We start from the raw sequence: 14,862 nt of genomic DNA, 5'->3' as shown, positions 1-14,862 counted from the left end.
GGCATCGGGTGCGGGACGGCGCGTCGGCGCGGTGCGGGCTTGCACGCCTTCGCCGTGGGCGGAAGGGCGGGGGTCCGGGGGCGGGCGGGGCTAGGGTCGAGCCGTGAGCAGGATGGGTGACGTCGCGGCAGGCGGCGGGATGCGCGGAGGGGCGCGCGGCGGGAGGATCTCGAGCAGCGATCCGGACAGCCAGCGGGAGATCAACGCGGCGGCTCCGAAGGTCGACGACCTGCTCCGGCGCATCGCGGGACTCTTCCGCGACCACCGCCCCAAGCTCACGCTCACCGTGATCCTCGTTCTCGTCGGCGCCGCCCTCACGGTGGTGCCGCCGCTCCTCACCCAGCTGGCCTTCGACCGCGGGCTCTTCCCGCCCGGCGGACGCCCGAACCTCCCGGTGCTGCTCGAGCTGGTCGGCGTCATGGTGCTGGTCTGGGCGTTCTCGGCGATCCTCGGCGTCTGGCAGACCTACCTCACCGCGACCGTCGGCAACACGGTCATGGGGGAGCTGCGCATCCGCCTCTTCCGCCACCTGCAGGCGATGGAGCTCGGCTTCTTCACCCGCACCCGCACCGGCGTCATCCAGTCGCGCCTCGCCAACGACGTGGGCGGCGTGGCCAACGTGCTCACGAACACCGTCTCGAGCGTGCTCGGCAACACCGTCACCGTGATCGCGGCCGTCGTCGCGATGCTCCTGCTCTCGTGGCAGATGACGATCGTCGCCCTCGTCCTCACTCCGGTGCTCGTCGTGGCCCAGCGCCGCGTCGGCCAGGTGAGGGCGCGCATCGCGACGAAGACGCAGGAGTCATTGTCCGAGATGACCGCGATCACCCAGGAGACCCTGAGCGTCTCGGGCATCCTCCTGGCCAAGAGCTTCGGCCGCCAGGAGTCGGAGGTGACGCGCTACGCCGACGAGAACGGCCGCCAGATCGAGCTCCAGGTGCGGCAGCAGATGTCCGGCCAGTGGTTCTTCGCGATGGTGCAGATCTTCCTCTCCGTCATCCCCGTGATCGTGTACCTCGTGGCCGCCTGGCTGATCCTCGGCGGCACCACCGTCACCGCCGGGACCGTCGTGGCCTTCACCACCGTGCAGGCGCGCCTGATGTGGCCGCTCCTGGGCCTGATGCGCGTCGCGCTCGACCTGCAGACGGCCGGAGCGCTGTTCGCTCGCATCTTCGAGTACCTGGGCCTGCGCCCGGCGATCACGGACCGGGCCGATGCACGCGAGGTCTCGGGCGAGCTCGGCCGGGTCGAGCTCGACGACGTCGTGTTCCGCTACCCCGACCAGGCGGAGGACGCGCGCCCGACGCTCGACCACGTCTCGGTCGCCATAGAGCCGGGCCAGTTCGTCGCCTTCGTCGGTCCCTCCGGCGCGGGCAAGACCACCATCTCGTACCTCGTCCCGCGCCTCTACGACGTGGCCGGGGGAGCGGTGCGCTTCGCCGGCACCGACGTGCGCGAGCTGCGGCAGGAGTCGCTCGTCTCGCACATCGGCATCGTCAGCCAGGAGACCTACCTCTTCCACGCGACGATCGGCGACAACCTCCGCTACGCCCGCCCGGACGCGACGCAGGAGGAGCTGGAGGCGGCCGCCCGCGCCGCGAACATCCACGCGACGATCACGTCGTTCCCCGACGGCTACGACACACTGGTCGGCGAGCGCGGCTACCGGCTCTCCGGAGGCGAGAAGCAGCGGCTCGCGATCGCGCGCGTCCTGCTGAAGGACCCGGCGGTCCTCATCCTCGACGAGGCGACCAGCGCCCTCGACACCGTCTCGGAGCGGATCGTCCAGACCGCGCTCGACGACGCCGCCCGCGGCCGCACCACGATCGCGATCGCCCACCGGCTCTCGACCATCGTGTCGGCCGACGTCATCCACGTCGTCGAGGGCGGCCGGATCGTCGAATCGGGCACCCACCGCGAGCTGCTCGGCCTCGGCGGCCTCTACGCCTCGCTCTATGCGCAGCAGACGGAGTCGGCCCTCCAGGGCTGAGCCGCGGATCGGCGGCCGGACTTTGCGGGGCTACTCGCGGCCGACGCCGTCTGAGTCGCCGGGCCCCGTGCACGGCGTCGGCGGAGAGAACGTGCCCCTCCCCGGTGGGGGAGGCGCACCACTCTCAGCCGATGTCGTGCGCGCCGGAAGCGGTCACTCCGCCGGGCGGTCCTCGAGCATCTGCTCCATCAGCGAGATCTCGGCCTCCTGGGCCTTCACGACGGAGGAGGCGAAGTCGGTGGCGACCGTCACGCGGCTCCGGGCGAGCAGCGCCTCGGCCATGTCGATCGCGCCGCGGTGGTGGGCGATCATCAGCTCGAGGAACATCCGGTCGAAGTCGCGGCTCGACGCGCTGCTGAGGGCGGTGATCTGGTCCGGTGTCGCGAGACCGGGCATGCTCGCCGGCACGACTCCGTCCTCGGTCCCCATCCCCATCGACGAGTGCTCGTCGGCGGCTCCGGCCAGGGTCGGCCGGCCCATCCAGGTCATCGAGGGCTCCGGAGCAGCCTGCGGCAGGCCCCACGAGTTCAACCAGCCGAAGAGCTGCCCGGCCTGCTGCTGCTGGGTGAGCAGGATGTCCTTCGAGACGGTGAGGACCTCGTCGTCGGCGCTGCGCTCGCGGGCGATCATCGCCAGCTCGGCGCCCTGCAGGTGGTGCACCTGCATGTCGCGCGCGAAGCCCGCTTCGGCGCTCGCACTCGAGGGCGTCGCGGCGGAGGCGAACGGGGCGAGCGCGCCGAAGAGGTAGCCGCCGGCCGCCCCGAGGAGGAGCGCGACCACGGCGACCGCGGCGACGAGGATCCGGCCCCTACTGCTTGCCGGGCGCATCGATCCCTCCGGTGCAGGGGGCGCCGGGCTCCGGAGCGCTCGAGGACTGCCAGAAGCGCTCGACGAAGGCGTCGATGCGGGGATCCTCGGGCGAGTCGATCGCGACCTGGGCGTCCCAGGCGCTCAGCACGATGGGCGACTCGAGGCCCTCGTAGGGCGAGACGACGGAGTAGGTGTCGGGCATCGCGGCGATCAGCGCGTCGACCTCACTCTGCGGGAGCTCGGGGTCGTAGGTGGCCCAGACGGCGCCGTGCTCGAGGTCGTGCACCGCGTTCTCGTTCGGGACGGGCTCGTCGTAGACGCCGCAGTTCATCCACACGGCGTTGTGCGGTCCGCCCGCCGGCGGGGTCTGCGGGTAGTCGACGGCGCCGGCGACGTGGGTGGCGTCGTTGTCGAAGGTCTGCAGGCCGTCGATCTCGCGCGCCTCGACGATCTGCTGGTTCCCGAAGACGGTGACAGCGACGATCCCACCGACCGCGAGGACGGCCAGGGCCGACAGCGACCAGATCCAGATGCGGGAGCCGCGCTTGCGGCGGTCCTGCTCGCGCTTGTAGGCCTCGAGCTTCTCCTGTCGGGCGCGGTTCTTGGCGGACATCGTGTCTTTGGGCACGGCGGCGTCTCTCGTTCTGAGGGCGGAAGGCGCCTGGGGCGGGCGCAGGCGCCTGAGAGGCGCTCTCAGAGGATAACGAGCGAGGCTTCGGATCGGATCAATGCGCGGTCAGGAGGGATCTCGGGACGCCCGAAGAGCGGGCCGCTCGATCAGCGGGATGCCCAACGGGCCCGCTCGATCCGCAGGATGCGCCGCCGCTCCGCTCAAGGGGCGAAGGTGAGCCAGAGCAGCAGGCCGTTCAGGACTATGAGGAAGACGGCGGCCAGGGCGGCGGCGAGGGTGGTGAACCAGCGGTTCGTCTGGTCGCCCATCAGGCGGCGGTCGCGCGTCAGGATCACGAGCGGCACGAGCGCGAAGGGGATGCCGAACGACAGGACCACCTGGCTGAGCACCAGCGCGCGCGTCGGGTCGAAGCCGATCGCGAGCACCAGGAGCGCCGGGATCAGCGTGACGAGACGACGGGCGACGAGCGGCACCCGCACCTGGAGCAGACCGTGCATGATCTCGGCTCCCGCGTACGCGCCGACCGAGGTCGAGGCGAGGCCGGAGGCGAGCAGGCCGACGGCGAACAGGGTCGCGACCACCGGTCCGAGCGCCGCTCCGATGGCCGCGTGGGCGCCCTCGAGGCTGTCGGTCCCGGCGACTCCCGCGAGGGAGTGCGCGGCGAGGAGCAGGATCGCGAGGTTCACGGTGCCGGCGATGGCGAGCGCGATCGTCACGTCGATCCGGGTGGCGACCAGGATCCTCCGGCGCGCGCCGACGCCCTCGACGTGGCCGAAGCGGTCGCGGGCGAGCGCGGAGTGGGCGTAGATCGCGTGGGGCATGACGGTCGCGCCGAGGATCGAGGCGGCGAGCAGCACCGACTCCGAGCCCTCGAAGCGCGGCACGAGACCGGCGACGGTCGCGCCCGCGTCCGGCGGATCGACGACCACGCCGACCGTGAAGCCGACGGCGATCAGCACCATCAGCGCCGTGATCACCCGCTCGAACGGCTGCGCCCCGCCCCGCGTCTGCACGAGCAGCAGCACCAGCGAGACCGCGCCGGTGACCACGCCGCCGGCCAGCAGCGGCAGTCCGAAGAGCAGGTTGAGCGCGATCGCGCCGCCGATCACCTCGGCCAGGTCGGTCGCCATCGCGACCGTCTCGGCCTGCAGCCAGTAGGCCCGGCGGCCCCAGCGGCCGCGCAGGCGGTCGCCGAGCAGCTCCGGGAGGCTGCGGCCGGTCATCAGGCCGAGCTTCGCCGAGAGGTACTGGATGAGCCAGGCCATCAGGTTGCCGAGCACCACCACCCAGACCAGGAGGTAGCCGAACCGGGCGCCGGCCGTCATGTTGCTGGCGACGTTGCCCGGGTCGAGGTAGGCGACTCCGGCGACCAGCGCCGGGCCGAGCAGGCGGAGGAGGTGGATGTCGGCCGGACGCCGCGGCGGTGCGGCGATCGGTGAGGTCATTCGGGGTCCGTTCCGGGTCGACGGCGGCGCTCGCGGACCCCCACGATAGGGCACCGGCGCGACCGGCGGCACTCCCCTCCCGAGACCGCTCCCTGTGCCTCCGCTCACCCCCGTCACACGCCCGGAGCCGGTTGCTACGCTGGCGGGATGAGCCTGGATCGCGCCCTTCCCGCACGCCCGGAGACCGGGATGGCCTACGCCGATTCGGTCCTCGACCTCATCGGCGACACCCCGCTGGTGAAGCTGGGTCCGGTCGCGGCGGGCGTGCAGGCGACCGTGCTCGTCAAGGTCGAGTACCTGAACCCCGGCGGCTCGTCGAAGGACCGCATCGCGACCCGCATCATCGACGCCGCCGAGCGCGACGGGCTGCTGAAGCCCGGCGGCACCATCGTGGAGCCGACCAGCGGCAACACCGGCATCGGCCTCGCCCTCGTCGCGCAGCAGCGCGGCTACCGCTGCGTGTTCGTGCTGCCGGACAAGGTGGGGGAGGACAAGCGCAACGTCCTCACCGCCTACGGGGCCGAGATCGTCGTGACGCCGACGGCCGTCGCTCCGGAGGACCCCGCCTCCTACTACTCCGTCTCGGACCGCCTCGCCCGCGAGATCCCCGGCGCCTTCAAGCCCAACCAGTACGCGAACCTCAACGGACCGCTCAGCCACTACGAGACCACGGGCCCCGAGATCTGGCGCGACACCGCCGGCCGGCTCACCCACTTCGTCGCGGGAGTCGGCACGGGCGGCACCATCAGCGGCGTCGGCCGCTACCTCAAGGAGGTGTCGGAGGGCCGCGTGCAGATCGTCGGCGCCGACCCCGAGGGCTCCGTCTACTCGGGCGGCGGCGGTCGCCCGTACCTGACCGAGGGCGTCGGCGAGGACTTCTGGCCGAGCGCGTACGACCCGAGCGTGGTCGACCGGATCATCGCCTCCAGCGACGCCGAGTCGTTCGCGATGACCCGCCGTCTCGCCCGCGAGGAGGGGCTGCTCGTCGGCGGATCGAGCGGGCTCGCCGTCTCCGTCGCGCTCAAGGCAGCCGCCGGTCTCGGGCCGGACGACGTGGTCGTCGTGCTCCTGCCGGACGGCGGGCGCGGCTACCTCGGCAAGATCTTCAACGACCGCTGGATGCGCTCCTACGGCTTCCTCGAGATGCGCGACGAGGGCACCGTCCGCGACGTGCTCCGCGCGCGGGCGGCGAGCGGGCAGGCCGACCTCCCGGCGCTCGTGCACGCGCACCCGACCGACACGATCCGCGACGCGATCGGCATCATGACCGAGTACGGCGTCTCGCAGCTCCCGGTGCTGACCGCCGAGCCGCCGGTCGTGATGGGCGAGGTCGTCGGAGCCGTCGACGAGCGCGAGCTGCTCGACCGCGTCTTCGCCGGATCCGCCTCGATGAACGACCCGCTCGGCGACTGCGTGGGCGACGCGCTCGCGCTGATCGGGCTCGGCGAGAGCATCACCGCCGCCCGCGCCGCGCTCACCGAGCACAGCGCCCTCCTCGTCACCGACGAGGGCAAGCCCGTCGCGGTGATCACCCGACAGGACCTCCTCACCTACGCCACGGCCTGACGGCCGCCGCCTCCGCACCTCCGACCCAGGGAGCCCGCACCATGCCCAAGAAGCAGCACTTCGACACCCGCGCCATCCACGCCGGCCAGGAGTTCGATCCGACCACCGGCGCGGTCGTGCCGCCCGTCTACATGACCTCCACGTTCGTCCAGGACGGCATCGGCGGTCTCCGGGGCGGCTACGAGTACGCCCGCTCGGCGAACCCGACGCGCGACTCGCTCCAGGAGCTCATCGCCTCGCTCGAGGGCGCCGACGTCGCCTACTCCTTCTCCTCCGGCCTCGCCGCCGAGGACACCCTGCTGCGCGCCGCCCTCGCGCCCGGCGACCACGTCGTCCTGGGCAACGACGCGTACGGCGGCAGCCACCGCCTGATCGACCGGGTGCACAGCGCCTGGGGCGTGCGCAACACGGCCGTCGACATGTCGAACCTCCGCGAGGTGCAGCGGGCGATCGTCTCCGGCGAGACGAAGATGCTCTGGGTCGAGACCCCGTCGAACCCGCTCATGACCATCAGCGACATCGCCGAGCTCGCCGACCTGGCCCACGCGCACGATCTGATCGTCGTCGTCGACAACACCTTCGCCTCGTCCGCCCTGCAGCAGCCGCTGGCCCTCGGTGCCGACGTGGTCGTGCACTCGACCACGAAGTACCTCGGCGGCCACTCGGACGTCGTCGGCGGCGCGCTCGCCCTGCGCTCGGGGCCGCTGGCCGAGAAGATCGCGTTCCTGCAGTTCGCGGTCGGAGCGATCTCGGGCCCGATGGACGCGTGGCTCACGGTCCGCGGCATCAAGACCCTCGGGGTGCGGATGGAGCGCCACTCCGTCAACGCGCAGGCGGTCGCCGAGTTCCTCGTCGAGCACCCGGCGGTGACGGCCGTGCACTACCCGGGCCTGCCCTCGCACCCCGGCCACGAGCTGGCGAAGCGCCAGATGTCGCGGTTCGGCGGGATGCTCTCGCTCGAGCTCGCGACGCCGCGCGCCGCCCGGAAGTTCGCCGAGTCGACCGAGCTGTTCCAGCTCGCGGAGTCACTGGGCGGCGTCGAGTCGCTGATCGGCTACCCGAGCGAGATGACGCACGCGTCGGTGAAGGGCACGCCGCTGGAGGTCTCGGAGTCGCTGGTGCGCCTCTCGGTGGGCCTCGAGGACTCGTCCGACCTGATCGCGGACCTGTCGGCGGCGCTGCCGAAGAAGTAGAGGCGGGAACGCCGCCCCGCGGGGCGGCATCTCGATGGTGCGCCCGATCCGGCCCCTGCCAGGATCGGGCGCATGACCTCCTCGCGCCGCTTCGTCGACCTCAGCCACACCGTCGCGGACGGGCTGGTGACCTACCCGGGCCTGCCCGCTCCGCGCATCCGGCCGCACCTCACGCGTGAGGCGTCCCGCGCCTCCTACGCGCCCGGCACCGAGTTCGCGATGGACGTCATCGAGATGATCGGGAACACGGGCACCTACCTCGACAGCCCGTTCCACCGCTACGAGGGCGGAGCCGATCTCGCCGCTCTCCGCCTCGAGACGCTGGTCGATCTGCCTGCGGTCGTGGTCGACGCGACCGGAGCCACCGGACGGGGCATCAGTGCGGACGCGGTCGCGGGACTCGACGTCCGCGGCGCCGCCGTCCTTCTCCGCACCGGCTGGGACGCGCACTTCGCCACGCCCCGGTACGGCAGGGGCGCTCCCTTCCTCAGCGGCGTGGCGGCGGAGGCGCTCGTCGCCGCCGGCGCGGTGCTGGTCGGCATCGACTCGGTGAACATCGACGACACGGAGTCGGGCGGATCGCGGCCCGCGCACTCGGCCCTCCTCGCCGCGGGAGTGCACGTCGTCGAGCACCTCACCGGCCTCGGCGGGCTGCCGGCGACAGGGGCGCGCTTCACCGCCGTGCCGCCGAAGGTGCGGGGCTTCGGGACCTTCCCGGTGCGGGCCTTCGCGGTCGTCGACGAGTCCTGACCGGCGCAGGGCCCCCGGGCGCCTCCGGCTAACCTGGACCGATGCATCCCGCTCTCGCCGCCGTCGGCCGGCGCGTCCGGCCCCGCACGCGCCTCGCGGCGCTGGGCCGTCGTGTCCGCCCCCGCACGCGGCTGCGCTCCGCGGCCCGGGTCGTCCGCTCCGCCCCTCAGCGCCTCTCGGAGCGCCGCGCCGCCGTGATCGCCGCCCGGCCGATCGACCACCCCTCGCCCGCGCTCCGGCGCGAGCTGCTGCTGCTCGACCTGGCCAACCGCTTCTCCCGCCGCTCCGCGGTCGATCCGGCGGGCGAGGTCGTGGTGACGATGACCACGCACGGCGAGCGGCTGCAGCGGGTCCACGTGGCGCTCGAGTCCATCGCCCGCGGCGACGCCCGGCCCGCGCGCCTGGTGCTCTGGCTCGACGACCCGGCCCTGCACGCCGACCTGCCCGCGCCGCTGCGACGCCTCCGCCGCCGCGGCGTCGAGATCCGCCTGGTCGACGGCTACCGCGTGCACACGAAGTACTACCCGCACCTGCTCTCGGGCCGGGCGGGGGAGCGCGACCTCGTCACCTCCGACGACGACATCGTGTACCCGCGCACCTGGCTGAGGGGCCTGCTCGACGCCCGCTCGCGCTACCCACGCGAGACCGTGCTCTGCTACCGCGCCCACCGGGTGGGGATCGTCGACGGCGCCGTGGCTCCGTACACGAGCTGGACGCCGGTCGCCGACACGCGCGCGTCGACCGATGTCTTCGGCACCTCCGTCTCCGGGCAGCTGCTGCCCGCCCCGCTCCTCGGCGAGATCGCCGCGCACGGGGAGGCGTTCCGCGAGATCGCCCCGGACGCCGACGACATCTGGCTGCACGTGCGCGCGGTCGACGCCGGTTACCGGATCGCGCAGATCGAGCCCCGGGCCCAGCTGTTCCCGTTCGTGCCGCGCACGCAGCAGTCCGGGCTCTACCTCGTCAACTACTGGGACGGCGGCAATGACCGCCAGGCCCGCGTGGCCTACACGCCCGAGGTGACGGCGCGGATCGCGGCGGACGCCTCCGCGAGAGGGGAGGTGCGCTGATGCGCCTGCTGTTCGTGAGCAACCTCTATCCGCCCCAGGTGCTCGGCGGATACGAGATGACCTGTGCGCGCGTCGCGGAGGCGATGGCGGCCCGCGGCCACACCGTGCGCGTGCTGACCACGCCGACCTACCTGCCGCCGGAGCCCTCGGGCGTCGAGGTGCACCGCACGTTGAGCCTGCGCACCTACTTCCCGCTGCCGCAGACCGGCGGCGAGATCGCTCAGCTGCTGCACCACGAGAGCGCCGTCTCGCGGTTCGAGAACACCCGCATCCTGCTCGAGGAGCTGCGCGACTTCGCGCCGACCCACGTGGTGGCCTTCAACCTGCTCGGGATCGGCGGCCTCGCGCTGATCGACCTGCTGCGGGCGGTGGAGGCCCCGTGGATGTGGAACCTCGGCGACCGCATCCCGAACGCCCTGGTCGACGGGCTGCCCGAGCGCGTGCTCCGCGTCTACGGCGCTCACGCCCCCGACCACTTCGACCGCGGCGAGATCGTCGCGGTCAGCCGCTCCCTCGTCGACGCGATCGAGGCCGGCGGGCTGAGCCTGGGCGAGGTCGAGGTGATCGGGCGCGGAGTGTCGGTTCCTCCCGACACCGCGGAGCCGCGGCGCTACCGCGAGGGCGGGACCACCCGGTTCACGTTCGCCGCGTCGCTCGGCGAGCACAAGGGCGTCGGGCTGGTGCTGGAGGCGGCGGCGTCTCTCGCGGAGGAGACCCGCGACTTCCGCGTGGACCTCTACGGCGACGGAGATGTCGACGGCTGGCGCGCCCGGGCGGACGAGGCGGGCCTGGCCGGCCTGGTCGAGTTCCACGGAGCGACGCCGCACGCCGAGGTGCTCGCCGCGCACGGCCGCGCCGACGCGTTCCTCTTCCCGACCTGGGCCGGAGAGGCGTTCGGCGTCGCGCCGGTCGAAGCGGCCGCGGCGGGCGCCGTGCCGATCGTGACGGCGGCCAGCGGAGTCGCGGAGTTCCTCATCGACGGCGTCGACTGCATCAAGATCACCCGCTCCGCCCCGACGCTCCTCGAGGCGATGCGGGACGTGGCGAGCGGGGCGGTGGACCTCGAGGCGCTCGGTCGGCGGGGCCGGGCCGCGGCGCGCGGACCGCTCTCGTTCGAGCGCTCCGTCGAGCTGATCGAGGCCTCGCTCGAGCGCCGCTCCCGGCCGGGCCTCGCCGACCGCCTCGCCGACACCACCCTCGAGGCCGACATCATGGACAAGGATCTGCGGGCGATGGACGTGTTCCACCGCCGCTTCTCCGGACGGGACCACGACGATGACCACTGACCACGACTTCCTCCAGGACCCCGGCTCCGCGCCCACCCGGCTCGGCCGCGGCGGCGTCGTGCTCCGCGACGCGGTGCACCGGCTGGTCGCCCCCTGGTTCGAGCAGGCGCGGCTGCGCACGGAGGAGCTGCGCGCCGAGACGGCGGCCCTGCGCGACGAGGTGGCCGGGCTCCGCGGCGAGCTGAGCGCGGTGCAGGGCGACGTCTCCGTGCTGCGCGACGAGTCGGCGGGCCTCCGGGAGGCGCTGGACGAGCTCAGCGCGTCGGTCGCGGCCGACCGCGCCTCGTCCGAGGCGGCGGATGCGGCGGCCGCCGAGCAGGCCGCCGACACCGCGGCGGCTCTCGACGAGCGCGTCCGCGGGGTCGAGCTCGAACTGCGGGCGGTCACCCGGCGCCTCGCGGAGGCGCTCGACCGCTGAGGCGGCGAGGCCCGGTCCTCGCGGCGATCAGGCGGGGACCGCCGTCCGCGCGAGCAGCTCGGCGATACGACCGGTGCAGCCGCCGCAGCCCGTGCCGGCGCGGGTCGCCCGCCCGACGCAGGCGACCGTCCCGTGTCCCGCCGCAGCCGCATCGGTGATCACCGCCGCCGTCACGCCGTTGCACCAGCAGACCGTGGCATCGGGGGCGAACGGATCGCCGGTCGCCGCGGCGCCCGCATCCGGGGCGTCCAGACGCAGGAGGCTCGACCGGTCCGCCGGCAGCTCCGAGCCCCGCTCGAAGAGGAGGCTGAGCTCGGCGCCGACCCGGGGCAGACCCACCGAGACGAACCCGCGCAGCACTCCTCCTGCGGTCACGAGCTTGGCGTAGCCGCCGCGGGCGGGGTCAGCCCACAGCGTCACCTCGAGGTGCTCCTCGCCCGGGCGGTGCGGGTCCCACGGCTCCGGGGCCACGTCGCCTCCTGCCACGAGGTCGACGCCCTCGGCCTTCAGCATCACGACCGCCGGTCGGGCGTCGGGGACGCGCTCCTCGCCGCAGCGGCCCTCCGCCTCCGCCCGGATCCGCGCTGCGAGCCGGTCCGCCTGCTCCCATCCCGGACCGATCAGTCCGCTCGGTCCGCCGGGCACGCGGCCGTCGGGCAGGGCCGAGCCGCGGGGGGCGACGTGCGCGCAGTCGCCGATCGCGAAGACGTCCGGGTCGCTCCAGCTGCGCAGCTGCTCATCGACCAGGATCCCGGTCGAGACGGCGAGCTCCGCGCCCGCGGCCAGCTCGACCCGCGCACCGACACCGCACGAGAGCACCAGCAGATCCCCCTCGATCTGCTTGCCGTCAGCGCAGACGAGCGCCTGGAAGTGCGCACGGCCGCGGTCGTCGTGCGCGAGCAGGACGCTCTCGGACCGGGCGTGCGCCACCATCTCGACGCCGGCCGCGCGGGCGGCCGCGGCCAGCATCCGGCCCCCGCCCGTGTCGAGATTGCGGGCCATCGGGATGTCGCCGTGGAAGACCACCACCACCTGGGCGCCCTGCTCGGCGGCCGCGAGGGCGAACTCGATCCCGAGCACTCCCGCCCCGAGCACGACGAGGCGCGCGCCGGAGCGCACGGACTCGCGGACCACCCGGGCGTCGGCCAGGTCGCGCAGCGCCACCACCCGCTCCGGGAGGGGCCGGGAGCCCGCGTCGAGCGACTCCGGATCGGCGGCGCGCACCGTCCGCTCGCGTCGGGACCGCTCCATCCCGGCGAGGGTCGGCACGTTCGCCCGGGCGCCGGTGGCCAGGACGAGGCGGTCGTAGGGCAGCCGCTCGCCGTCGTGCAGCCGCACGACGTTCCGCGCGCGGTCGATCCCCACGACGGCCGCTCCCAGGCGCAGGACGACGCCCGCCGCCTCCGCCGCCGTCCGGTCGCCGAGGTCGAGGCGCTCGCGGGTCGCCCGGCCGACGGCGTACTCCGCGAGCAGGACACGGTTGTACGGGTCGTCGCTCTCGGCGCCGACCACCGTCAGCGCGACCAGACCGGCCCGCACGGCCGGCAGCAGCTCCTCGACGAAGCGCGAGCCGACGGGGCCATAGCCGATCAGGACGATCCGCTCGGGAGGTGTCTCAGGCATGTGCCGTCCCTTCCGCGCGGACCCAGACCCGCGTGCGCTTGAACTCGGGCATCGACGACACCGGGTCCACGACGGCCTCGGTGAGGAGGTTCGCGCACTGCTCACCCGCGTAGTGGAAGGGCAGGAACACCGTGTCGTGGCGGATGTCCGCGGTGACGCTCGCGCGGGCGCGGACCACGCCGCGCGCGTTCCCGATCGCCACAGGTGCTCCGTCGCGGACGCCGAGCCGGGAGGCGGTCGCCGGGTGGATCTCGAGTCGAGCCTCGGGGCGGGCCGCATCGAGCTCCGCGACCCGCCGGGTCTGGGTGCCCGACTGGTACTGCTGGAGGTAGCGGCCGGTCACGAGGGTCAGCTCCTCGCCGCGGTCCACGACGTCAGGGACGGCGGGGATGACGGCGACCAGGCGCGCCCGGCCGTCGGGGTGCCCGAAGCGCTCAGCGAAGAGGCGCGGCGTCCCCGTGCCGCCCGCGGGGTAGGGCCAGTGGGCGGCGATCCCGGTGTCGAGCAGGGCGTGCGAGAGGCCGGAGTAGTCGGCCACGCCTCCCGCGGACGCGCGGGCCAGCTCGTCGAACACCTCCGAGGGGACCGCCGACCAGCTCGAGGGGGCGTCGAGACGGCGCGCCAGCTCGCTCATGATCCAGAGCTCGCTGCGCACTCCCGCCGGCGGGTCGATCGCCCGGCGGCGGCGGAGCACCCGGCCCTCGAGCGAGGTCATCGTGCCCTCCTCCTCCGCCCACTGCGGCACCGGGAGCACCACATCGGCCAGCGCGGCGGTCTCGGAGAGGAAGAAGTCGCAGACGACCAGCGTGTCCAGGGCCTCGAGCCCGGCGCGGACGGCGTCGGCGTCCGGAGCCGAGACGACCACGTTGGAGCCGTGCACCAGCAGGCAGTGCACGGAGCGTCCGAGCTCGGCGAGCAGGGCGGTGGCGGGCAGGCCCGGGCCGGGGATCGATTCGGGCGTCACGTCCCAGACGGCGGCGACGTGGCGCCGCGCCTCCGGATCGCGGATGGAGCGGTACCCCGGGAGCTGATCGGCCTTCTGGCCGTGCTCGCGTCCGCCCTGGCCGTTGCCCTGACCGGTGAGCGTGCCGTACCCCGACCCCTCGCGGCCCACCAGGCCGAGCACGAGAGCGAGGTTGATCGCGGCGGTCGCGGTGTCGGTGCCGTCGACGTGCTGCTCGACCCCGCGGCCGGTCAGCACGAACGACCGCCCCGCGGCGAGCCGGCGCGCGAGGGAGCGGAGGAGCGTGGTCGGCACGCCCGTGACCGCGGACGTGCGCTCCGGCCACCACGCCGAGACGCTGCGGCGCACCGCCTCGGCGCCGGTCGTGCGCGCGGCGAGGTAGGCGGTGTCGGCGAGGCCCTCGGCGAAGACCAGGTGGGTCAGCCCGAGCAGGAGCGGCAGATCCGTCCCCGGGGCGGGCTGCAGATGCGTGCCGGCGCCTTCCTCCGTCAGCCGCACGGTGGCCGAGCGGCGCGGGTCGACGACCACCAGGCCGCCCCGCGAGCGGGCACCGGCGAAGTGGGCGAGAAGCGGCGGCATCGTCGCGGCGACGTTCGAGCCCAGGAGCAGAATCGTGTCGGCGTCGTCGAGGTCGGACACCGGGAACGGCAGTCCGCGATCGACGCCGAAGGCGCGGTTGCCGGCCGCCGCGGCCGAGGACATGCAGAAGCGGCCGTTGTAGTCGATCCGGGAGGTGCCGAGAGCGATCCGAGCGAACTTCCCGAGCTGGTAGGCCTTCTCGTTGGTGAGGCCCCCGCCGCCGAAGACGGCCACCGCGTCGGCGCCGTGCCGCTCCCGGACGCCGCGCACCGCCCCGGCGACCGCGTCGAGCGCCTCCTCCCACGACGCCTCCGCGAGGACGCCGTCGGCGCCGCGCAGCAGCGGGGAGACCAGGCGCTGTCCGCTCGCCAGCAGCTCGGCGGAGGTCCAGCCCTTGGCGCAGAGCCCGCCCCGGTTCGTCGGGAACTCCCTCCCCTCGACCGCCACGGGTACGGGGCCCGCCGCGGGTGTCAGCGTCATCGCGCACTGCAGGGCGCAGTACGGGCAGTGGGAGTCGGTCGGGGCGGGGGCGCTCAT

The 14,862-nt window shown here is 73.8% G+C and carries 12 protein-coding genes; 7 read left to right on the top strand and 5 right to left on the bottom strand.

Going from position 1 to position 14,862, the window contains the following annotated elements; translation table 11 throughout:
* Positions 1-112 precede the first annotated feature (112 nt).
* Positions 113-1,990 (top strand): ABC transporter ATP-binding protein, encoded by a 1,878-nt coding sequence (locus tag C5C69_RS14810; protein ID WP_104258225.1) that lies wholly within the window; start codon positions 113-115, stop codon positions 1,988-1,990.
* 153 nt (positions 1,991-2,143) lie between these two features.
* Here the strand turns inward: C5C69_RS14810 and C5C69_RS14805 are convergent, their stop codons facing one another.
* The 3 genes from C5C69_RS14805 to C5C69_RS14795 form a co-directional block, all read right to left on the bottom strand.
* Positions 2,144-2,818, bottom strand: a complete 675-nt coding sequence (locus C5C69_RS14805) for a DUF305 domain-containing protein (RefSeq protein WP_104234472.1) — start codon at positions 2,816-2,818, stop codon at positions 2,144-2,146.
* Positions 2,799-3,428 carry a DUF3105 domain-containing protein gene (locus tag C5C69_RS14800; protein WP_244230507.1) on the bottom strand — a complete coding sequence of 210 codons (630 nt, stop codon included), beginning with the start codon at positions 3,426-3,428 and terminating at the stop codon, positions 2,799-2,801. The genes C5C69_RS14805 and C5C69_RS14800 overlap by 20 nt, the downstream gene beginning before the upstream one ends.
* A 203-nt stretch (positions 3,429-3,631) precedes the next feature.
* Positions 3,632-4,876 carry an Nramp family divalent metal transporter gene (locus C5C69_RS14795; RefSeq protein WP_104227179.1) on the bottom strand — a complete coding sequence of 415 codons (1,245 nt, stop codon included), beginning with the start codon at positions 4,874-4,876 and terminating at the stop codon, positions 3,632-3,634.
* 189 nt (positions 4,877-5,065) lie between these two features.
* Between C5C69_RS14795 and C5C69_RS14790 the strand changes: the two genes are divergently transcribed.
* The 6 genes from C5C69_RS14790 (at position 5,066) to C5C69_RS14765 (ending at position 11,159) form a co-directional block, all read left to right on the top strand.
* Positions 5,066-6,442, top strand: coding sequence for a cystathionine beta-synthase (locus C5C69_RS14790; protein ID WP_104234473.1), 1,377 nt, complete (start codon positions 5,066-5,068; stop codon positions 6,440-6,442).
* 41 nt (positions 6,443-6,483) lie between these two features.
* The gene (locus tag C5C69_RS14785; protein WP_104258224.1) at positions 6,484-7,635 is read left to right on the top strand and encodes a cystathionine gamma-synthase; all 1,152 of its coding nucleotides are present in this window, start codon (positions 6,484-6,486) and stop codon (positions 7,633-7,635) included.
* A 72-nt stretch (positions 7,636-7,707) separates the two neighbouring features.
* A complete protein-coding gene (locus tag C5C69_RS14780; protein ID WP_104234474.1) occupies positions 7,708-8,385 on the top strand; it encodes a cyclase family protein in 678 nt (225 codons plus the stop codon).
* Positions 8,386-8,426: 41 nt separating this feature from the next.
* Positions 8,427-9,455, top strand: coding sequence for a glycosyltransferase (locus tag C5C69_RS14775; protein WP_104234475.1), 1,029 nt, complete (start codon positions 8,427-8,429; stop codon positions 9,453-9,455).
* Positions 9,455-10,741, top strand: coding sequence for a glycosyltransferase (locus C5C69_RS14770; protein WP_104234476.1), 1,287 nt, complete (start codon positions 9,455-9,457; stop codon positions 10,739-10,741). The genes C5C69_RS14775 and C5C69_RS14770 overlap by 1 nt, the downstream gene beginning before the upstream one ends.
* Positions 10,731-11,159: a hypothetical protein gene (locus C5C69_RS14765; protein WP_104234477.1), complete on the top strand. Its 429-nt coding sequence runs from the start codon at positions 10,731-10,733 to the stop codon at positions 11,157-11,159. Before C5C69_RS14770 ends, C5C69_RS14765 begins: the two co-directional genes overlap by 11 nt.
* Positions 11,160-11,186: 27 nt before the next feature.
* Here the strand turns inward: C5C69_RS14765 and C5C69_RS14760 are convergent, their stop codons facing one another.
* Entirely contained in the window at positions 11,187-12,782 is a 1,596-nt protein-coding gene (locus tag C5C69_RS14760) for an NAD(P)/FAD-dependent oxidoreductase (protein ID WP_104227174.1), read from the bottom strand.
* Positions 12,775-14,862, bottom strand: a complete 2,088-nt coding sequence (locus tag C5C69_RS14755; RefSeq protein WP_104234479.1) for a molybdopterin oxidoreductase family protein — start codon at positions 14,860-14,862, stop codon at positions 12,775-12,777. Before C5C69_RS14755 ends, C5C69_RS14760 begins: the two co-directional genes overlap by 8 nt.

The sequence above is a fragment of the Rathayibacter sp. AY1C7 genome (genome assembly GCF_002931865.1).
Lineage (GTDB): Bacteria > Actinomycetota > Actinomycetes > Actinomycetales > Microbacteriaceae > Rathayibacter.
The sequence above is the reverse complement of the archived record's forward strand: the minus strand, read 5'-3'. Positions and strand labels throughout refer to the sequence as shown.